Raw genomic sequence first — 18,810 nt, 5'->3', positions numbered from 1 at the left:
GGTCATGGCATGCGCGCAAAAGGACATGTCGCGAGGCGTTTCGGCAAATGGGATATCATGCCGCGCCTTGAACAACTGGCGGCGGTCGTCCACCAGACTGATGCCAGCGCTTTTGGTTCCAGCCACCCGTGCGGCAAGCTGCACCATGGCATCGAGTTCGCGCTCGCTGCGCGAATTCATGACGTCCAGCCCATCCAGAACGGCCAGGCGTTCGAGCTCGCGCAAAGCGTTGAACGTGGACATGAAATCAACCATTGGAGCAGTATTAGGGACGAAAGTTTAGCAAATCCCTTATCGCGCTAATTCTCTCGCGAGAGCCATGTACTTTTTCAACGGCGATACCGTGAAGAATCTAGAGCCTTCAAGGGAAAGACGGTCCGCATTGGCGGCCGATTGCCCAGTTGATGCCGCCGCGCGGCAAGCGCCGCGGTGGCTTTCATTAGGCCTCATTGAAAACCCTCCTGCCCTTCGACGAACTGGTATTTGTTGACAGGCGCGAAGATACCGAGGCAACTCCACCTTCGTGCGATTTTTCAATCCCGCACGAATATCCGCCGCGAAACGGAACGATCCGCCATGCGTTTGGCTCCCGAGCGGCAGGAGATAGGATATGCGCTGGATGAGGTTATTTGCGATCGGCGGCGTGGGCTACGCCATCTACAAATATGCCGGGAAAATCCCCCGCAAGACGCCCGACGACCCGGCCTGTGCAGATGTTCGAGATGCTGGGCCAGAGAACATGACTACCCCTCCCTCGTCCTGGAGCAAAGTTGACGAGGCAAGCGACGAAAGTTTTCCGGCCAGCGACCCGCCCTCCACGTACTGAGCCCTGGCCAAAAAATCACACCGGACGCAATAAAATCCGCTCGACTCAAAAATCGGAGGGTCACCGGGCCGATTCATGCCTTTCGGGGGGAGGCTCTACATGAACGTCGTCCGGTTTGGGTTCGCGGGGATCGACGGCCATATGCCGGGAAGGTTTCATTACCGCCTGGGTCTAGCCGATCGCCGCCCAAACTGTTCGAGCGCCGACGGCGCCCTAGCATCTCATCAGTTGGCGTTGCCCGGATAGGGCATGATCAGCTTGCCGTCAGGTGCGGCGGCCACCGCGAAGACGACCACGCTGACCAGCAAGCGGACGAGACCCATGGCGTTGATAATAGCCTCGCCTTTGAAATGCTCGGCCGAGGTCTTGTGTTCTATCGCGCCCAGGATGAATTCGCGCGCTCAGATCGCACCCTGCATCACCGCCGCCAGGGTGAACAGGAACGTCACCACCTTGTCGAGCATCGGCGGCGTCTGCGCGTAGCCGTCAACCGCCCTGATGGCCACCATGATGATGAAATAGTTGGTTGTCTTGGTGATGACCCGGCCGAAGATGGTGCGCCAGTCGCCCCGCCGGCGCTCCCCGCGGCACAGACGCGCGCCAAGGCCGCGCAGTGTGTAGAGCACCGAAACGATAGCGACTGCGATGGCCACCGCGATGATGATCTGCAGCCACAGTAAGCCTGGAACCATGAGACCGTCGAATGCGACAGATCGCGGACTTGCATGGATACGTCCGGGATGGCGGTTCTTGCGGGGGCTGGGGAAGTGGCAGCGGGCGTAGCTGCGGCGATAGTGTCGATTACGCTCATCGCGTGCTCATGATCCTGCGTCTGTGGGGCGGTTTGCGGATGGCGACCCGAACCGGCAGATGGGCGACGCTTGTTCGACAGCCGGGCAAAGCGCCGGCGCGGGCCTGTAAAATGGACTGACCAGCGTTTTTTCCCCGCATCTAGACAGGTCAGGCTGGCTAAATCTCGTCGTTCACCTTCCTGTCGGAACACCATATGTTCACGTAGGATGTGGGTTCCTGTGCCGGATTCAGTTGTTTTTGGGCGCCTTCCTGTCCTCGACCCGGTCTTTTGTTGCACAGATATCGAGCCTCCCGGCCCCGGCCTTTTCCATGATGAACCCAGCTGCTTCCTCGGCCCTCCATGTCACGTCGCTTATGCTGCGTGTCGCGCCCGTATTCCAATCACCGGCCAGACCTGCGATCATTCTCACAGCCAAAAAGCGCATCGTTTCAGTGCGATTCACTCTCGTTTCCTTCACAAGGCCTCGTCGGGAAGAACCCACACTTCCTCTGGATTGCGGTTTCTTCACGCGCGGCGGAAGGCAATGGAGGTACGTTCGAGGCGTGTGAGATTAGGCGGCGCGGAGCGATACCTTGGAATCGTCACCTTGGAATCTTCACCGGCCCAAGCTCCGGGAGTGAGCCGCCGACCAAAATCTGAAAACTATTACTGATATTTTTCCACGGCCTGGCTATGCAATGCGCGATGCGAGAGAACACCTACAGTCTGAACCGAACTTTCGGCTTCGCAATCGCTGTGATCGGCCTCATTGCGCTCGTGGGCAGCGGCGGCGTCCTTATCACCTTGTCCCAGTTGCATTCTGCGACCGCTTCGCGCTTCCGCTCTTCGCAGATCATTGCCGGACTGAGCGCCATCAGGAACGAGATGCTCAACCAGGAGACCGGCGCGCGTGGCTATTTGCTGACCGGGCGTCGGACAAGTCTGGAGCCCTATGAAGAGGGGCAACGCAACTTCGACCATAGTATCGCGGAATTGAAGGATCTGCTGGGCACGAACCAACCTCAGTTGGATGCGCTTGAAGAAGCCGAAAAAGCGGCACGAAACTGGCAGCGTCAGGTTGGCGCCGTCATCGTCAGGGACATGGCCTATCCCACGGCGCGCGATCATGCCCGTTCGATCGAAGCAGACGGGCAGGGCAAGGCTATGTTCGACACCTTCCGCGCACGGCTCGCCACTATCGAACAGCGCGAACAGGATTCGCTGGTTGTCCAGACTCGTCTGGTTACGCGCGCGGAAGAAACCGCGCGGTTCACCCTTTGGGCTTCGCTGATCCTGACATTGTTGATCAGTCTGGGGGTTGCATTGGCCCTCAGCCGGTACGTAGCCCGTCCCCTTGTGGGTTTGACGGAGACGATGCGGCGGCTTGTCGCGCGTGACACGTCGGTATCCATTCCAAGCCTCAACCACCGCAATGAGGTCGGCGCCATGGCGCGTGCCGTCGCGGTGTTCAAAGACAGCCTCATCGAACTCGATCGCACGTCGGTCCTGCGGGTCACCGCAGATACCATGCCGGCGATGATCGCTTATATCGAAGCGGATAGATCCATCGGCTTTCTGAATGAGGAGTTCGCGCGCCGCTTCAGCGTCACGACCGAAGACGTAGCTCATGTTTCGGGCCGGGATCTGGATCAATTGTTTCCTCAAAGGACTTTCCCGGGCGCCGGGGAGGAACTCCAGGCGGCGCTTAGCGGGGAGGAAGTTCGGTTTGCCTTCCAGCTGCCCGATGCCGCGTCGCCGAGGGATTTCGAGGGTTACTTCCGTCCCCACCGCGCCAATAGCGGCCGTATCCTTGGGGTCGTCGCGCTTTTTACTGATGTAACGGACCGAAAGGAAATCGACCAGAAGCTGCGGCACCAGGCTCATGATCTCCAGCGTTCCAATGCCGAGCTCGAGCAGTTCGCCTATGTCGCTTCCCACGACCTCAAAGCGCCTCTTCGCGGGATCGAAAATCTGGCGAGTTGGATCGAGGAGGATCTGGGCGACAAGCTGGAGGGCGATACCCGAACGAACATGGATTTGCTGAAGAGCCGGGTACGTCGGCTTGAAAGCCTGCTTAGCGACCTGCTCGCCTATTCGCGCGCCGGGCGCGACGACAATGTGATCCGAGAGGTCGATACCAGGGCTCTGGTCTCGGACCTTGCTGCCCTCATCAGCCCGCCGGAGGGTTTTCGGATCGAGGCGGATGCGAGTTTGCCGACGATTGTGACCCCTCAAGCCGCGCTCACCCAGACGCTCCAAAACCTCATCGGCAATGCGGTAAAGCATCATCCGGATCCATTCCATGGCCTTATCCAGGTTAAGGCGCGATCCTTGGGCACCATGTACGAGTTCACCGTTAGCGATAATGGGGCAGGCATACCCGAGCAGTTCCGGGAACGGGTGTTCGGGATGTTCCAGACCCTCAAGCCAAGGGATGAAGTAGAAGGTAGCGGAATGGGGCTTGCGATTGTAAGGAAGCTCGTCGAACGGCAATCTGGACAGGTGTGGCTGAGCGAGAATGAGGCCGGCGGCCTCACCGTTCATTTCACCTGGCCCGCTATCTGCAAGGAACAACGAGCATGAGCCCAACCGTCAATCTGTTGCTCGTCGAAGATGACGAGGTCGATGTGCAAGGGCTCAAGCGCGCCTTCGCCAAAAGTCGGATCGCCAATCCGATCACGGTGGCTCGCGACGGCATCGAAGCGCTGGAAATGCTGCGCGGCGAAAACGGCTATGAAAAGCTGCCCAAGCCGCACCTCATCCTGCTCGACCTCAACATGCCGCGGATGAACGGCATCGAATTCCTGGAGGCCATTCGGGCGGATGAGGACCTGAAAGGCTCTGTGGTATTCATGATCACCACCTCCAAGGCGGACGAAGACAAGGCGCGGGCCTACGGGCACAATGTCGCGGGCTACATCGTCAAGCAGGACCCGGCAAACACCTTCATGGAAGCGGTATCATTGCTTGAACATTATTGGAGAATCGTTGAGTTTCCGCGCTGACGATGCCGACCGAGACGCATATCCTCCTTATTGACGACGATGAAGTCGATCGCCAGGCCGTCCGGCGGGCGCTGTCGGCCTCCGACCTCACCTGGGTTCTGACGGAGGCAGCAAACGCTGCCGAAGGCCTAGCGCTCGCTGGCGAGAAGACCTTCGACTGCGTCCTGCTCGATTATCGTCTGCCCGACGCCGATGCCTTCGATGTGCTGGGGGCTTTGCTCGCTCCCGAGCGCGGCATCAATGCCGTCCTGATCCTTACCGGCGAGACCAACCCCGAGACGGCCCTCGATCTGATGCGGGCGGGGGCGCTCGATCATTTGAGCAAGGCGGAGTTGAAGCCTTCGGGCCTTGCGCGTGCGATCCGCTATGCCAAGGCAAGGCGCACTTTTCTGGCGGAGCTCGAGCAGGCGAAGCGGGAAGCCGAGGAAAAATCCCGCGCTCTCGATGCGCTTAATCGTCAGAAGGCCTTGCTGCTTTCGATCATCGCGCATGATCTGCGCAATCCCTTCCAGGCGATTATTGGTCTGTCGGACTCTTTGAGCCGAACCGCTGCGCAAAAAGATCCCGGCAAGGTCCAAATCCGTGCGCAGGCCGTGCAGGAGGCTGCAGTACAGGCACACGCCCTGATGGAAAGCCTTTTCGACTGGGCACAGCTCCAGATGGATAGCGGCGATGTCGAACTCGAGATGGTCGATGTGGCTGCTATCGCGCAGGAAGCGACGAGCGTGTGCCGGCACACGGCTGAAGAAAAGGGCGTATCGGTGTCGTTCGAGTGTGGCGGCGGGATGGTCCGTGCCCATCGGGATATGCTCGCGACGGTGCTGCGCAACCTGGTCGGCAATTCGATCAAGTTTACGCCAGCAGGTGGCAGCGTCACCATTGCCTGCGAAACAGGAACCGACAGGCGCTTCGTTATCCATGTTCGGGATTCCGGCGTAGGAATGTCGCAGCAGGCCATCGACAATCTCTTCCGCATCGATCGCCGCGTCACGACGCCAGGGACCGCGGGAGAGAAGGGAAGCGGGCTGGGACTACTGCTTTGCCGCGACCTTGTCGAACGGATGGGAGCCAAGATGGAGGTCGTCAGCAACGTGGGCGAAGGAACCGCCTTTTCGCTAGTTTTCGACGACTTATCTGAACAATAGCAGGACTTTAGCCTCCTTACGCAGACAACATTTCGCTCACCGTGCGCAGCAGAATGGCATGATCGACCGGTTTGGGCATGAAGATGGCGGACTGCGGCAGCGCGCCTCCGTCAGGTGATATCGCGCCCGAGCACACGATCAGTGCGATTGGCGGGTATGCATCATGGATATAGTTCGCGAGGCGCAGGCCGTCCATGGATCCGGGCATCTGAATGTCGGTCACGACAATGCGGATGGAAGGATGCGCTTTCAACAGGTCAAGTGCTTCGCTGGCATCGCCCGCCTCCTCCACTCGGAAGCCTGCTTCCTCGAACAAATCCACCAAAACCATTCTGTGCGTATTTCAGAAGTTCGGGACAGCCGTTTCACAAAATCGCGGACAAGCGTTTCGCTAAGTCCCGGACAGCTGGCGCAGTTTGGTCTTAGGTGCCTTGTTGAGGTTCAGGCTGTTATGATTTCGGCTTTCTCGGTGTCGGTCAAGAGGGGCGCGGGTCGGGTTTTGCGCATGCTGTCGCCTTCGAGTGTTATGCGGTGGGCATTGTGTACCAGGCGGTCGAGGATGGCGTCAGCGATCGTGGGGGCACCGATCATTTCGTGCCACTGAGCGACCGGTAACTGAGCCGTAATCAAGGTGGATTTACGCTTGTAGCGCTCCTCGAAGATTTCAAGCAGATCGCCGCGCTGCTGCTCGGTCAGCCCATGGCTGCCCCAGTCGTCGAGCACGAGCAGTTGGATGCGGGTGAGCTTGTCGATCAGGCGCGGGAAGCGGCCGTCGAGCCGGGCCATTGCCAGATCTTCGAACAGGCGGGGCATGCGAACGTAGAGTACCGAGTAGTCGAGCCGGGCTGCCTGACGGGCGAACGCACACCCCAACCAGGTTTTCCCCGTACCGGTTGGCCCTGTAATGATTAGATGTTCATGCGCCTTGAGCCAGTCGCCCTGCGCAAGCGCCAGGACGCTGCGGCGGTCCAGCTTGCGGTGCGCGGCGAAGTCGATGTTCTCGATACAGGCGTCGCTGAATCGTAGTCGCGCGGCCGTAAGCCGGTTGGCGAGCCGCTTGTCACAACGCATCGCCATCTCCCGATCGAGCATCAGGCCGAGCCATTCGTCCCGGGCGAGCCCTTCGCTTCCCGCCTGTTCGGCAAGTTCACGGTAAGCACTCGCCATCCCAGCGAGCCCCAGCGTCTGCATCTGGTCCAACATGGGGTGTGTCAGCATGATCGTCGCTTCCTTTCACTGATAGTAGACCCCACCGCGGATGTTGCCGTGCGATGGAGCTGGCCGGATCGGTTCTTGGGCAGGACTGGCCTGATCCAGCCCGGATTTGAGGATCGAGAGGACTGAGGCATATGTGGTGGCCTCGATTGCCAGCGCGCGGTCACAGGCCGCATCGAGACGGACATGGCCATAGCCGCGCCCTAGCGAGAGGATGCCCATCGCCGAGCGATAACCCTGCTCGGGATGGCGCCGATCACGCATCATGCGCTCGACCATGATCGCCACGTTGGTGCCCATCCTGGCCGCGCGCTCGATCAGCGATGCCGGCGTCCGGTCGGCATAACGCTGGTGAGCCTTGGGCATGTGGGCGTTGACGGTGATGTGGAACCCGCGCTGCGAACTGCGAACATGGCTGGCAACCCGTTTGTGATCCTGGAAGATCTCAACCGCCCGCTGGGTCAGCCGCACATCGACCTTGCGGCCGATCAGACCATGCGGAACCGAGTAAAAGTTGCGGTCGACGGCAACGTGGTAATCGGGATGAACCTTGGCGCTCTTCCATTCAGCGTATTCGAACGGGGTAACCGGCAGCGCCTTGAGCGCCGCGCGCTCGATCTCGTCGAACAGCTCGCGGCGCGAACGACCGACGTGACGCATCGTCTTGCCATTGAGAACTTCGAGCAAGTGGCCGATCTCGGCATTGAGCACCGCCAGGTCGAAGAACTGCCGATTGCGCAAGCGCGCGATGATCCACCTTTCCGCGATTAGCACCGCGCCCTCGATCTTCCCCTTGTCCCTCGGCTTCGCCGGCCGGGTCGGCAGAACCGTCGTGTCGTAATGCTCTGCCATCGCGGCAAAGGTCGTAGTCAGGGTCGGTTCGAACCATAGCGCCTTGGCCACCCCCGCCTTGAGATTGTCGCAGACAATGGAAGCGGGCACTCCGCCGAAGTACTCCAGCGCCCGGACCTGGCCCTCAATCCAGTCAGGCAGCCGCTGGTGCAGGCTCGCCACCGCAAAGGTGTAGCTCGAGGCCCCAAGCACCGCGACGAACAGCTGTGCTTGGTGGATCTCGCCGGTGCCGGGGTCGATCAACGGGATCGTTTGACCGGCGTAATCAGTCTGCATCACCGCACCGGCGGCATGCCGATGCCGATAGGTCGGGTGTACGCGCTTCTCGTGCGCGCCGAACTTGTCACAGAACCAGGTGTAGCCAAAGCCGTCGGGATGGGCCTCGCGGTATTCCTGCCACAGCAACAGCAGCGTCACGCTTTTGCGCTTCATCTCACGGGAGACCAGTTGCCAGTCCGGCTCGCTCGTATCCCGCGGCGGCCGTCCCATTTGCCGAAAGAGTTTGCGCTCCAGCGCAGCGTCATCGCCGCCGCCATCTGGCATCGGCCAACTGTCCAGCCCTGCCTCACGCGCCCGCAGCAGGTAAGTCGACACGGTCGACTTGCTCAGCCCAAGCCGCTCCGACACTTCGCGCACCGAGAGCCCACTCTCATGGGTCAGCCGCAATATCGATCTGATGTCCTTCACGTCCGCTCGTCTCGGTTGCTTCCGTCTCGGCATGGTCCCTCCAAGCTCCGCTTGCGGGGACGTTCATGCCAAACCGGCGCACCCAATGACCAACCGCACAAACTGTCCGGGACTTAGCGAAATGCCTGTCCGCGACTTTATGAAATCACTGTCCGCGACTTACCGGAATCGCTGTCCGGGACTTTCCGAAACACGCACATTCTGAGCAGCGGCTCGTCATCAACGACGAGAATCTCCTCTCGGCGGATCGGATGGGCAGCTTCTTCCATAGCAGATAAAATCAAAATTCGGCGGCATCGTTCCCGTTGGAAACAGAGTGTTAATCAGCCAGTTGGCATTGCCCGCATAGTTCACTGCATGAAATAGTCTCGCAAGGCCTTTGCCGATCATGCGGCGAACCGGCACGTCCATTGGCAATGATCGGACATAGTCCGCCGAGCGCCGGCAATCCTACTGGCACCTTCCTGCTTACCGGACTTCAAACTTGCATCTGCTCGACAGCATTTTGCAACGATTTCGCTTTGGTCGGGTTGGAGGAGACATGCCCGGTGATTTTACCGAATCCAGGAACGGCAAATGAGTTTGCCCCCTCGTCAGTCGGGCCGCATCGCCGCAAGGGCCCATCACTCGCCCGCGGCTGCCATCCTTAGGAAGTTTGAACCCTTCTTCGTCATCGGCGAGGTATCCGGCGGCCCGCTGCTGATCGCGTCGATCGCCGCACTCGTGCTGATCAACACCGCTTGGGGTTCAACATACGCGCACATCTGGGACGCCCCACTGAGGCTGACCTATGATGGCTGGGCAATAGCGAAACCCCTGTCGGGATGGATCAATGACGCGTTGATGCCGCTGTTCTTCCTTATAATCGGAACAGAGGTGAAGCGCGAGTTCGTGAAAGGGTCATTGTCGTCAGCTCGGACCGCAGCCCTCCCTGTCGTTGGTGCGATAGGTGGTCTCGTTGTTCCTGTGGCTATTTACCTTGCCTTCAACCTTGGTACCCAAGCCCAGCATGGCTGGGGAACGGTGGCGGCGATGGATACGGCGTTCAGTCTGGCGATCGTCAGTATGTTCGCGACCTCCTTGCCGCCATCGCTTCGCGCCACGTTGCTCGCCTTCGCAGCGATAGACGATGTGTTTGGCCTGCTAGTGATAGCCTTTGCCTATACCGCTGCGCTTCAACCCTGGTTTCTCGCACTGGCAGGAGCGGCATATCTCGGCATAATCCTGTTCCTGCGCCTTAACTGGGTCACTCCAATCCTTTATGTCTTTCTGGGCATCGTGGTTTGGATCGGCATATTGGGTTCGGGGGTTCATCCCACGATAGCCGGCGTCGCGATAGGTCTACTGCTTCCGACAAACTCTCGCCTTTCAGAGCGGCGCTTTGCAGCGCATGTCCAGCGCCCCATCGACGAGATCAAGAAAGCCGAGACTGCGGCCGCCCGGGCCGACGATCCGGATGAAGAGGATACTCATCATCTGTCCGCTCAGAAAAACCTGGGCTACGTCCACGAGATGGCAGCAGCTACCGATGAAGCCGCGGCCAAGCTGATCCGGATATTGACACCGTGGGTTTCTTATGTGGTCTTGCCGCTATTTGCTCTTTCCAACCTGCGGATACATTTTTCCCCAGACCTGCTGAGTGACATTCTGCATTCAAACCTGGCGATCGGCATCATAGCCGGTCTGGCGGTCGGCAAACCGGTAGGCTTTCTCTTCGCGACCTGGCTCGCGTGTCGGCTGCATCTCGCTCGCTTGCCGGAAGGGCTGAACTGGAGAATGGTGCTTGGTATCGGGGGCGTTGCCGGCATCGGCTTTACCATATCCCTCTTCATCGCCGAACTGGCCTTTACGGACGAGACGCAGTTCGAGGAGGCCGCCTTGGGCGTATTCGCGGCCTCGGTCCTTTCCGGTTTGTTCGGGTACGCCGTATTCAGGAGCGTGCCCGCAAAAAGATAGAAATGGCTGTATTCATTTTCGTATTCTCCGCAGGGAGCTAAAGCGCTGTCCTGTCCAGCGCCTCGCGGGCCGCAGTACCGAGCCGAACGGCCCAGGTGGCTTGCCCCTTCGGATCATCGATCGGACTCGGCTTCAACTCGATTTCCACATAGGGCTGGGCGCGGACGAACGCGTGGTACGGGAACCGGTCCGGCAACTGCTGGGATAATGCCGCCATGGAAAGCTTCTTCTCATCCCTCAAGACCGAGCGGATCGGGAAAAAGGTCTACCGATCGAGGGCCCAAGCAAAGGCCGAGGTATTCGACTATATCAAATTCTTCTACAATCCGACCCGGCGGCACTCGACCCTTGGAAATCTCAGCCCCATAGATTTCGAACGAGACGCTGGCGTAGCCTGATTGAGCCTATCTCGGTGTCCGCCAAACCGGCAGCAGGCCACAACGATGCGATCGCCCTGTTGAAGGCCGACCATCGCAAGATCGAGGATCTGTTCGAGAAGTTCGAGGCTGCGAAATCCGCAGACCTCAAGCAGACGCTGGCGCACGAGATTTGTGTTAAGCTCAAAATCCACACGCTCGTCGAGGAAGAAATCTCCTATCCCACCTTTCGCGGGTTGATCGAGGATGACGTGACCCCCGGATTTCCTCCAGTCGGGATTAGAGCCGGGCAGCTTTGTTGCGCATGAGCGCGGGTTGAGCAATGGCCTGCGCAGCGGAGCCCGTAGGGCGTAGCGAAGCAGGCCATTGCTTATTCAGTTCAGCGGCGAAGGCCGCTGGGGTCTCGTATCCAAGGGATGAGTGCGGCCTCTCCTGGTTGTAATCCTCTGCCCAAGCGGCGATCACCACCCGGGCATGGTCGAGGCTCAGGAACAGGGTCTCGTTCAGCAGCTCGTCGCGCATCCGACCGTTGAAGCTCTCGACGTAACCATTCTGCATCGGCTTGCCCGGGGCGATATAGTGCCACTCCACCCCGACCTCCCCGCACCAGGCGAGGACAGCGTTCGAGGTCAGCTCGGTGCCGTAGCACATTGGGAAGCGGCCTCTCGAAGGGCCGCATCGCCTTGATGAAGCCAAGAGCGCGTAGCGCCCGCCGGCTTCATCAAGGCGGTCATGACCGACCAGCGGGTCTCTAGAGTGAAGTTGTCGACTCAACACTTTGGAGACGGACCGACCATGACCAAGCGCACATCTACTCCCGCCGACGCCGTGCTGGTAGCCATCGATATGTCCAAGCATCGCCAGGAGGTTCTGATTGAGCGCCCCGAAGGCGGGCGCCGACGGCAGATGACGGTGATGGCGACCAAGGTAGACTATGATCGCCTCGCAACCGATCTTGGCGATATCGGGCGCCCGATCATCGTCGGCTTCGAGGCTACCGGCAACTACCACCGCACCCTGGCGCACCGTCTGCTCGCTGCGGGCTTCGAGTTGCGCCTGATTTCTTCCGTCGCACTGGCCCGGACCCGAGAGGCGCTGCACAATGGTTGGGACAAGAACGATAGCAAGGATGCGCAGGTGATCCTGCACATGCTCCGGATCGGCGCGACCCAGCGCTACGTCGATCCGCTTGCCGCCGGCATCAATGATCTGCAGGAGATGTCCAAGACGCACGAGGCGATCTCCAAGGCCAAGACCCAGACCTGGCATCGTCTCCTGACGCACTATCTGCCGCTCTATTTTCCGGAGATCGAACGCTTCGCGGGCAATAGCCGCTCCGACTGGTTCCTCGCCTTGCTTGAGCGGTTCCCCACCCCGGCTGTCAACGGGCACCGAAGATTCCGCAAAAGTGGGCATCTAAAATTCCCTAGTTTGGCGGGATGGTTTCCGGTGATCAGCCGTGATGAAGATCGAGCTTTTCCTTTGCTGGCGGTCGGCCGCGCCGTTTCGGTAAGGGCGGCGGGTTGATGGATGGAGTTGTGCGCGCGTGCTCAGGCAGCAGGTTGGCGTGCTGTCGCATGCGATAGCTCGAGCCCTCGATCTGGACGACTACAGCATGGTGAAGGAGGCGGTCTAACAAGGCGGTGGCCACCACAGGATCGCCAAAGACCTCGCCCCATTCGGCAAAGCCGCGGTTGGATGTGAGGATCATGGCGCCCTTTTCGTATCGGGCGTTGACGAGCTGGAAGAACAAGTTGCCGCCGCCTGGCGTGACAGGGAGATATCCGATCTCGTCGACGACGAGCAGGGAGGAGCGGCACAAGAAGCGGATCCTTTCGCGCAACGTGCCCTCGCGTTCAGCCTTGGCCAGCGCCGCGATCAGATCGGCGAGCGGGATGAAGTAGACGCTCTTGCCTGCCTTCACGGCTTCGACTGCGAGGGCGGTCGCGATGTGGCTTTTCCCGGTGCCAGGCGGCCCCAGCAGATGCACGACCTCGGCCCGGTTGATGAAGTCGAGGCCGGCTAGCGCCAGGATCCGGTTGCGGTCGAGCGATGGCTGGAAGGAGAAGTCATATCCGTCCAGCGTCTTGATGATCGGCAGCCTGGCCATGCGCAGGGCCGCCTTGATCCTGCGGTTCTCCCGCAGCGACAGTTCTTCGTTCAGCAATATGTCGATCGCCTCAACGCCATCGATCTTGCCCTGCTCGATGCCGCGCAGGGTGGCGTCGAGCATTTCCAAGGCGCGCGGCATTTTGAGATGGACCAGACTGCGGCGGATATTATCGACGCGGGACGCGGCACCGCCATGGTTCATGGCCGTTCTCCCCGCGCCAGCTGGCTGCCGATCGCCTGATAGATCGCCAGAGAGCGCACAGCGACATGCTCGCCGATACGGCCAATGGTGATTGCATCCTTTGGGTGGTGACGACGCTTAGCGCCGCTGCCATTTGTCCGATGCGCAGGATCGATCCTGTACTGCCGGCGCCCCTCCAGGACAGGATGCTCGGCAATGACATTGCCCAGGTCGATGATCCGGATCTTGTCAGGCAGTTGCTGGATTTCGACGACGCGCCGGGAGCGGTCGGGGACGCTATAATAGTTGCCGCCGACAGAGACCATGCCGTCGTGGCTGACCCGGCGCTCCAGCTTCAGAACCGCGTCGAAGCGCCCCGCCGGGAGCAGCTGCAACTCGGGCTGCTCGGCGGCAAAGGCATCGGCGATGATCCGCTGCGTGGTGCCGTGGACACGGACGTTGGCGACGGTATCGAGCCAGTCGACCAGCTGGACGTTGAGATCTTCCAGATTGCGGAAGCTCCGCCCCAGGAAGAAGTCCTTGCGGATGTAGCTGAACGGCCGCTCGACCTTTCCCTTGGTCTTGGCCCGATAGGGGCGACAGGCGCGTGGCACGAAGCAATAATGCCCCGCCAGAGCCAGCAATGATCGATTGTAGATGATGTGACCCTGATCGTCTTCCCCGGTCACGGCGGTTTTCATGCGATCGTAGAGGATCTCGATCGGGACGCCGCCGATCGTTTCAAAAGCCTGCATATGACAGCACAACAGAGTTTGGAGATCCTGATGCATGACATAGCGCGCGAACAGGAAGCGCGAATGCCCCAGCACCAGGCTGAACAGCCAAACGATCCGGCTGACGCCGGGCTCATCGGTAAAGTCGACCACGAACCGGGCGAAGTCGACCTGCGCCTGTATACCAGGCGGCGTCTCGAACCGAACCTCGAAGGGCTTGGGGCCATTTTCCGGTCGGATCGCTGCCAGGAACCGCTTCACAGCGGTATAGGCGCCCATGTAACCCAGCTCACGAATTTCACGCGTCAGGCGGGCTGCCGTCAGATCAGGAAAGGCCGTCACCCGCTCGCGTAGAAATTCCAGATAGGGCGCCAGCTTGTTCGGCCGCCCCAATGCGCGTGGGCCATACACCGGAGCTTCGACGCCCCGTTCGATATATTTGCGGATGGTCTTGGGATCGCGACCAGTGCGTCGGGCGATGGCGGATATCGATACGCCCTGCCGATGTAGCTCGAGGATCATCATCAATTCTCCAAGTCGGATCATCGGCCCCGTCTCCGCGTCTGCAAAGGAGATGAGGACGATGTCGGCTCATCTCATTCTGCCGGGGCTAGCCCCGGCAGAATGAGATGAAGGGGCCACCAACTAGGGAATTTTCAAAGCCCACTTTTGCGGAGAATTGCAGGGCCGATGACACCGGCCAGCATGACCGCGCTTGGCCAGGAGGCATTCACTCGCGAGGCTTGGGACTTGGTTGGTCGCAAGGTGTCCAAGGCCCGACTGCTCAGCGATATCTATGCGGCCGCCAGCGCCTCCATAGCACTCCCGGTCGAGGAGGATTCCATATCGATCGCGATGTTCCGCATGGTCATCGCGCAGGCGCGCAGCCTGATCCGGCAACGCGACGAGATTGAACGGACCGCGCATGCCATGCTGGCCGAGAACCGCGACTACAAGTTGCTGCGCATGATCCCAGGGATCGGGCCTATCAACGCGCTGACTATCCTCGCCGAGGCCGGCGACCTGCGTCGGTTCGGCCATCACCGCCAGTTCCTCAAGTTCTGCGGGCTTGATCTCGCCACTTGCCAGTCGGGCACTTTCCGCGGGCGGACCAAGCTCTCGAAGTACGGCAACGCCAGGCTGCGCCGAACCTTCTGGATGGCCACCCAGGTTGCCATCCGACAGCGCGACAACAGCTTCCGCGACAAGCTGGGGCGCTATGTAGCCGGACACGGCAACGATCCTGATCGCCGCCGCAAGGCGATGACCGCACTCACCGCCAAGATGGCGCGCGTCGCGCATGCCGTTATCAAGACGGGAACCGAGTACCGTCCGTTCATCGAACGGGCGGACACCAGATGAAAGGACCCCTCTCTGTGGAGCCGTGAGGGCGCTTCTGCGACCCTGTAGATAATGTTCGGGCCTTCCATCCGGCACCCGCATCTCATTTTAAGGACGGTGAGGACCACGACCGAAGCGGCCGCTGGATCCTGTGTTTGCTATGGCCGAGAGCGCTTTCCTTGACGATGGAAGCCATCTGGATCAGAATAACATCAGCGCTGATCGTGATTGGCGCAATGAGACCTGCTGGCCGTTTGCCGCCGCTGCTTCCCAACCTAGGACGTTGTCGCTGACAATCATCCCAGGCTTACCGCGCTTGGCGATCAGCTCGGTGAGCTCACGCACCACCCGACGCCCTGAGATCGACGTGTCCGGCACCGCGCGCAGGCACTCGCGGGTTATATCGTCAACGATGTTGAGCACTCGGAACCGCCGTCCTGTAGCCAGCTGATCATGGACGAAGTCTAGGCTCTATCGCTGGTTTGGTAGCGCCAGCACCGGAGCCGGTGCTCGTGCGCCGATGGCACGGCGCCGGTTGCGCCTGCGTCGGACCGCCAGCTTCTCCTCGCTATAGAGCCGCTGTGTCTTCTTCCGGTTGATCACCACGCCCTCACGCCGCAGCAGAATGTGCAGCCGACGATAGCCAAACCGACGGCGCTGCTGCGCAAGCTCACGCAGCTTCAACCGAAGGTCAGCATCATCTTCTCGCTGTGACCGGTAGCGCATGCTCTTCCGATCAGCGCCGATAACACGGCACGCCCGCCGCTCGCTCATCCCCAAAACCGCCTGGAGACGAGCGACCGCCTCTCGCTTGGCAGCGGGCGTTACCAATTTTTTGCGAGAAGATCCTTCAGCCCGGCGTTATCCAGCATCGCCTCGGCCAGCAGTCGCTTCAGCTTGGCGTTCTCGTCCTCGAGCGACCGTAATCGCTTGGCCTCCGAAACCTCCAGACCGCCATACTTGGCTTTCCAGTTGTAGATCGTCGCTTCCGATACCCCGTGGCGACGAGCCAGGTCGGCAGTCTTCGCGCCAGCCTCCTGTTCCTTCAGCACGCCGATGATCTCCTCTTCTGTGAACCTTGCTCGCTTCATTTGTCCGTCCTTCCATCAGGCCAGACTCTAATCAAGCTTGGAGGAAAATCCGGGGGTCACGTCAAGGATGACACACTCGACGAAGCCTATGTCGAACATGATGGCGCCAGGGTGCTGATTAACGACATAGAGGCCGGCTCGCGCGGCGACGCCCTCTATGACGCTAAGATCAAGGTGCTTTCGGAAGAAATAAAACATCATGTCCACGAGAAGGAAATGCCGCCCGAGGGCATGTTCGCGCAATGCCAGAAAACTGACGTCGATCTTGTGGCACTCCGCGACAGGATGGCCGCACGCAAGGAGTTGCTTGCCCACGCAAAGACGGCGGCTGCCAGCCGCGAAGCCGACGGCTGCGGACCTGCTCGCAGCCTGACCCGTGCGAGTAAAAAGGAATGGGTTGGCACCTGAAAACGGCGGCGGCCCATTTCTGGCGACCACTAACCGACGGGATCCTCCACCGCAGTGGTCATCCTCTCTATGTCGCAAGGCTTGGTCCTGAAGCTAATCGTCGTCGGGTACGGACCTTGCGGGGGCCAGCCACCTTCTGAAGTGAGGGCTAGTCATCTGAATCTAAAGTTCGCCGCATAATGTGCGCTCTGTGGCCTGGCAGAAACGCTTGACGGAGGCGAGGATTTCATCGGCGGATTTGGTCCAGCGGTATGGCTTTGGGTTCTGGTTGTGCTGCTTGATGAAGGCGCGGATATCCTGTTCGAGCTGAGTGGTGGAGGTATGAACGCCACGGCGCAATTGCTTGCGGGTGAGTTCGGCAAACCAGCGCTCGACCTGATTGATCCATGATGCTGATATCGGCGTAAAATGGACGTGATAATGCGGGCGCCGTGCCAGCCATGCCCTGACCAGTGCGGTCTTATGGGTGGCGTAATTGTCCATGATGATATGGATATCGAGATCGGGCGGCACCCTGGCATCGATCTGCTTGAGGAAGTCGAGGAATTCGGCGGCCCGATGCCGCTTGTAACATTTGCCGATGACGAAGCCTGATGCGGTGTCGAGCGCCGCGAACAAGGATGTCGTCCCGTGGCGAGTGGATCGCTTGACAGTTTGAACGTCTCCGAGCGGTGTGGTTGCAGCCCAAAGGCGGCCCACATGCGCCGGATCGTGGTATGGGAAAGGCCTGTCGCGCCCGCCATGGAGCGGATCGACCAGTGGGTTGCATCAGCCGGTATCGACCGCAAAGTACGCTCGATGACTGCGGCGACCTGATCGTCATCGATCCTTCGAGGCCGACCGGGGCGAGCCTCGTCCAGAAGCCCCTCCACACGATCCTTCAAAAAGCGCCGCCGCCATTCGCCAGCCGTATGTTCATGCACGCCCAGTTCGGCAGCGACAACTTTGCTTTGGATGCCATCGGCGCAGCGCAAGATGATCCGGCACCTCTCCGACATCGAGCGCGCTACACGCCGCCGCCGAACTTGACGTTCCAGATATTCACGTTCTTCCGGCCCCAAAATCAGAGCCGCCGTTGGACGGCCAATCATGTTTGCCATGTTGCGATCTCCCTCCAGGAAACCACATCATACAATGATGCTTATTTCAGTTCCAGATGACTAGGCCGTAAACTCATAAAAAGCCTTGAGGATTGGCGATTGGCGTGATTCAGAGGCCTCCAGAGTTGGAGGGCTTGATGGCACGGCGGCGGTACGAACTGACAGATCGGGAATGGGCGATTATCGAGCCGTTGCTGCCCAACAAACCACGGGGCGTGGCGCGGGTGGATGATCGCCGGGTTCTCAACGGGATTATGTGGCGCTTTCGCTCAGGAGCGACGTGGGCCGAAGTGCCCGAACGCTACGGGCCTTCGACAACCTGTTACAATCGGTTCGTCCGCTGGCGCAAAGCGGAGGTCTGGGACCGGCTTCTGGCAGCGGTTTCCGCCGGATATAATGGCGAACTAGTGATGATCGATTCCACCTGCATGCGCGTCCACCAGAATGGTGCGACGGGCAAAAAGGGGGAAGCTGCGATCGTGGCATGGGACGTTCCCGGGGCGGTCTTACCAGCAAACTCCATGCTCTTGTCGATGCTGACGGACGCCCTGTCGGTCTGAGACTGACCGGCGGGCAGGTCCATGATGCCTGTGAAGCCGAAGCGCTGATTGAGGCCATTCCCGAGGGCGCAACCCTGCTGGGGGACAAAGGATATGACAGCAACGCCATCCGTCAGGCCGTTGCTGCCAGGAACGTGTGGGCCAATATTCCCAATCGATCCAACCGCAAGCAGCCCTTCGCCTTCTCGCCGTGGCTCTACAAACAGCGAAACCTCGTCGAACGATTCTTCAACCGCATCAAGCAGTTCCGTGGCATCGCCACCCGCTATGACAAAGACCCTGCCAACTTCCTCGCAGCCATCAAGCTCATCTGCGTGCGCATCTGGTGCAGTGCGTAATGAGTCATCGTGTAATTGCGGCTGCTTCCTCGGACCCCGGTGGAGGCGCACACTTCTGGTTGTCGAATCCTGAAGGAAGGAAGCAGCCA

At 60.1% G+C, this 18,810-nt stretch carries 14 protein-coding genes and 9 pseudogenes; 11 read left to right on the top strand and 12 right to left on the bottom strand.

All coding sequences use genetic code 11. The features are described from left to right. Positions 1-243, bottom strand: a pseudogene (locus tag JQK15_RS25570) (sensor domain-containing diguanylate cyclase); the annotation flags it as partial. Positions 244-610: 367 nt separating this feature from the next. On the opposite strand from JQK15_RS25570, the gene JQK15_RS25565 reads away from it, so the two are divergent. After that, positions 611-826 carry a hypothetical protein gene (locus JQK15_RS25565; protein WP_214869283.1) on the top strand — a complete coding sequence of 72 codons (216 nt, stop codon included), beginning with the start codon at positions 611-613 and terminating at the stop codon, positions 824-826. 401 nt (positions 827-1,227) lie between these two features. Here JQK15_RS25565 and JQK15_RS27115 read toward each other — a convergent pair whose 3' ends face one another. Both JQK15_RS27115 and JQK15_RS25555 read right to left on the bottom strand, forming a co-directional pair. Next, positions 1,228-1,518 (bottom strand): hypothetical protein, encoded by a 291-nt coding sequence (locus JQK15_RS27115; RefSeq protein ID WP_251008053.1) that lies wholly within the window; start codon positions 1,516-1,518, stop codon positions 1,228-1,230. Between the two features lie 348 nt (positions 1,519-1,866). After that, complete coding sequence (locus tag JQK15_RS25555; protein WP_214869280.1) at positions 1,867-2,082, bottom strand: hypothetical protein; 216 nt, start codon at positions 2,080-2,082, stop codon at positions 1,867-1,869. Positions 2,083-2,324: 242 nt separating this feature from the next. Between JQK15_RS25555 and JQK15_RS25550 the strand changes: the two genes are divergently transcribed. From JQK15_RS25550 to JQK15_RS25540, 3 genes are read left to right on the top strand one after another with little or no spacing between them, the layout of a single operon-like run. After that, the gene (locus JQK15_RS25550; RefSeq protein WP_214869278.1) at positions 2,325-4,202 is read left to right on the top strand and encodes a CHASE3 domain-containing sensor histidine kinase; all 1,878 of its coding nucleotides are present in this window, start codon (positions 2,325-2,327) and stop codon (positions 4,200-4,202) included. Beyond that, positions 4,199-4,624, top strand: a complete 426-nt coding sequence (locus tag JQK15_RS25545; protein WP_214869276.1) for a response regulator — start codon at positions 4,199-4,201, stop codon at positions 4,622-4,624. The genes JQK15_RS25550 and JQK15_RS25545 overlap by 4 nt, the downstream gene beginning before the upstream one ends. 2 nt (positions 4,625-4,626) lie before the next feature. Beyond that, on the top strand, positions 4,627-5,769 hold the full coding sequence (locus tag JQK15_RS25540) for an ATP-binding response regulator (RefSeq protein WP_214869274.1): 1,143 nt from the start codon (positions 4,627-4,629) through the stop codon (positions 5,767-5,769). Positions 5,770-5,785: 16 nt separating this feature from the next. On the opposite strand, the gene JQK15_RS25535 is transcribed toward JQK15_RS25540, so the two are convergent. The 3 genes from JQK15_RS25535 to istA (JQK15_RS25525) all read right to left on the bottom strand — a co-directional run bounded on the left by JQK15_RS25535 (position 5,786) and on the right by istA (JQK15_RS25525) (position 8,556). Beyond that, the gene (locus tag JQK15_RS25535; RefSeq protein WP_214869272.1) at positions 5,786-6,100 is read right to left on the bottom strand and encodes a response regulator; all 315 of its coding nucleotides are present in this window, start codon (positions 6,098-6,100) and stop codon (positions 5,786-5,788) included. 110 nt (positions 6,101-6,210) lie between these two features. Continuing rightward, the gene (istB, locus tag JQK15_RS25530; RefSeq protein WP_214869270.1) at positions 6,211-6,987 is read right to left on the bottom strand and encodes an IS21-like element helper ATPase IstB; all 777 of its coding nucleotides are present in this window, start codon (positions 6,985-6,987) and stop codon (positions 6,211-6,213) included. 15 nt (positions 6,988-7,002) lie between these two features. Beyond that, the gene (gene istA, locus JQK15_RS25525; RefSeq protein ID WP_214869268.1) at positions 7,003-8,556 is read right to left on the bottom strand and encodes an IS21 family transposase; all 1,554 of its coding nucleotides are present in this window, start codon (positions 8,554-8,556) and stop codon (positions 7,003-7,005) included. Between the two features lie 543 nt (positions 8,557-9,099). Here istA (JQK15_RS25525) and nhaA point away from each other — a divergent pair. Beyond that, on the top strand, positions 9,100-10,479 hold the full coding sequence (nhaA, locus tag JQK15_RS25520) for a Na+/H+ antiporter NhaA (protein WP_214869267.1): 1,380 nt from the start codon (positions 9,100-9,102) through the stop codon (positions 10,477-10,479). Positions 10,480-10,516: 37 nt separating this feature from the next. Here the strand turns inward: nhaA and JQK15_RS25515 are convergent, their stop codons facing one another. Then, positions 10,517-10,696, bottom strand: coding sequence for a hypothetical protein (locus JQK15_RS25515; RefSeq protein ID WP_214869266.1), 180 nt, complete (start codon positions 10,694-10,696; stop codon positions 10,517-10,519). Between JQK15_RS25515 and JQK15_RS25510 the strand changes: the two are divergent. Both JQK15_RS25510 and JQK15_RS25505 read left to right on the top strand, forming a co-directional pair. Further along, positions 10,662-10,877: pseudogene (locus tag JQK15_RS25510) on the top strand (IS3 family transposase); the annotation flags it as partial. The gene JQK15_RS25515 and the pseudogene JQK15_RS25510 overlap by 35 nt on opposite strands. A gap of 14 nt (positions 10,878-10,891) precedes the next feature. Further along, positions 10,892-11,107, top strand: a pseudogene (locus JQK15_RS25505) (hemerythrin domain-containing protein); the annotation flags it as partial. Between the two features lie 28 nt (positions 11,108-11,135). On the opposite strand, the pseudogene JQK15_RS25500 reads toward JQK15_RS25505, so the two are convergent. Beyond that, positions 11,136-11,498 (bottom strand): annotated as a pseudogene (locus tag JQK15_RS25500) (integrase core domain-containing protein); the annotation flags it as partial. Between the two features lie 153 nt (positions 11,499-11,651). Between JQK15_RS25500 and JQK15_RS25495 the strand changes: the two are divergent. Then, positions 11,652-12,236, top strand: a pseudogene (locus JQK15_RS25495) (IS110 family transposase); the annotation flags it as partial. Positions 12,237-12,309: 73 nt separating this feature from the next. Here JQK15_RS25495 and istB (JQK15_RS25490) read toward each other — a convergent pair. Together istB (JQK15_RS25490) and istA (JQK15_RS25485) are read right to left on the bottom strand one after the other, a co-directional pair. Next, positions 12,310-13,170: an IS21-like element helper ATPase IstB gene (gene istB, locus JQK15_RS25490; protein WP_214869265.1), complete on the bottom strand. Its 861-nt coding sequence runs from the start codon at positions 13,168-13,170 to the stop codon at positions 12,310-12,312. Continuing rightward, positions 13,167-14,429 (bottom strand): IS21 family transposase, encoded by a 1,263-nt coding sequence (gene istA / locus JQK15_RS25485; protein WP_214869259.1) that lies wholly within the window; start codon positions 14,427-14,429, stop codon positions 13,167-13,169. Before istA (JQK15_RS25485) ends, istB (JQK15_RS25490) begins: the two co-directional genes overlap by 4 nt. A 147-nt stretch (positions 14,430-14,576) precedes the next feature. Here istA (JQK15_RS25485) and JQK15_RS25480 point away from each other — a divergent pair. Then, positions 14,577-15,297 (top strand): annotated as a pseudogene (locus JQK15_RS25480) (transposase); the annotation flags it as partial. A gap of 209 nt (positions 15,298-15,506) precedes the next feature. Here the strand turns inward: JQK15_RS25480 and JQK15_RS25475 are convergent. Beyond that, positions 15,507-16,315, bottom strand: a pseudogene (locus JQK15_RS25475) (IS3 family transposase); the annotation flags it as partial. A 54-nt stretch (positions 16,316-16,369) separates the two neighbouring features. Between JQK15_RS25475 and JQK15_RS25470 the strand changes: the two are divergent. Next, positions 16,370-16,688: pseudogene (locus JQK15_RS25470) on the top strand (hemerythrin domain-containing protein); the annotation flags it as partial. Positions 16,689-16,885: 197 nt separating this feature from the next. Here JQK15_RS25470 and JQK15_RS25465 read toward each other — a convergent pair. Beyond that, positions 16,886-17,823 (bottom strand): annotated as a pseudogene (locus JQK15_RS25465) (IS630 family transposase). A 137-nt stretch (positions 17,824-17,960) separates the two neighbouring features. Here JQK15_RS25465 and JQK15_RS25460 point away from each other — a divergent pair. Beyond that, a protein-coding gene (locus JQK15_RS25460) for an IS5 family transposase (RefSeq protein WP_214869258.1) occupies positions 17,961-18,721 on the top strand; the annotation gives its coding sequence in 2 pieces (ribosomal slippage) (positions 17,961-18,297 and positions 18,297-18,721; 762 coding nt in all). The last annotated feature ends 89 nt before the right edge of the window (positions 18,722-18,810 follow it).

It is taken from the genome of Sphingobium sp. BHU LFT2, from assembly GCF_018604485.1.
GTDB lineage: Bacteria > Pseudomonadota > Alphaproteobacteria > Sphingomonadales > Sphingomonadaceae > Sphingobium > Sphingobium yanoikuyae_A.
This window is presented reverse-complemented; position numbering and strand designations above follow the sequence as displayed.

Bases quoted from the DNA above. Each gene is read 5' to 3' on its own strand.
- JQK15_RS25565 (WP_214869283.1), top strand. From the start codon at position 611: ATGCGCTGGATGAGGTTATTTGCGATCGGCGGCGTGGGCTACGCCATC.
- JQK15_RS27115 (WP_251008053.1), bottom strand. From the start codon at position 1,518: ATGGTTCCAGGCTTACTGTGGCTGCAGATCATCATCGCGGTGGCCATC.
- JQK15_RS25550 (WP_214869278.1), top strand. From the start codon at position 2,325: ATGCGAGAGAACACCTACAGTCTGAACCGAACTTTCGGCTTCGCAATC.
- JQK15_RS25545 (WP_214869276.1), top strand. From the start codon at position 4,199: ATGAGCCCAACCGTCAATCTGTTGCTCGTCGAAGATGACGAGGTCGAT.
- JQK15_RS25540 (WP_214869274.1), top strand. From the start codon at position 4,627: ATGCCGACCGAGACGCATATCCTCCTTATTGACGACGATGAAGTCGAT.
- JQK15_RS25535 (WP_214869272.1), bottom strand. From the start codon at position 6,100: ATGGTTTTGGTGGATTTGTTCGAGGAAGCAGGCTTCCGAGTGGAGGAG.
- istB (WP_214869270.1), bottom strand. From the start codon at position 6,987: ATGCTGACACACCCCATGTTGGACCAGATGCAGACGCTGGGGCTCGCT.
- istA (WP_214869268.1), bottom strand. From the start codon at position 8,556: ATGCCGAGACGGAAGCAACCGAGACGAGCGGACGTGAAGGACATCAGA.
- nhaA (WP_214869267.1), top strand. From the start codon at position 9,100: ATGAGTTTGCCCCCTCGTCAGTCGGGCCGCATCGCCGCAAGGGCCCAT.
- JQK15_RS25515 (WP_214869266.1), bottom strand. From the start codon at position 10,696: ATGGCGGCATTATCCCAGCAGTTGCCGGACCGGTTCCCGTACCACGCG.
- istB (WP_214869265.1), bottom strand. From the start codon at position 13,170: ATGAACCATGGCGGTGCCGCGTCCCGCGTCGATAATATCCGCCGCAGT.
- istA (WP_214869259.1), bottom strand. From the start codon at position 14,429: ATGATCCGACTTGGAGAATTGATGATGATCCTCGAGCTACATCGGCAG.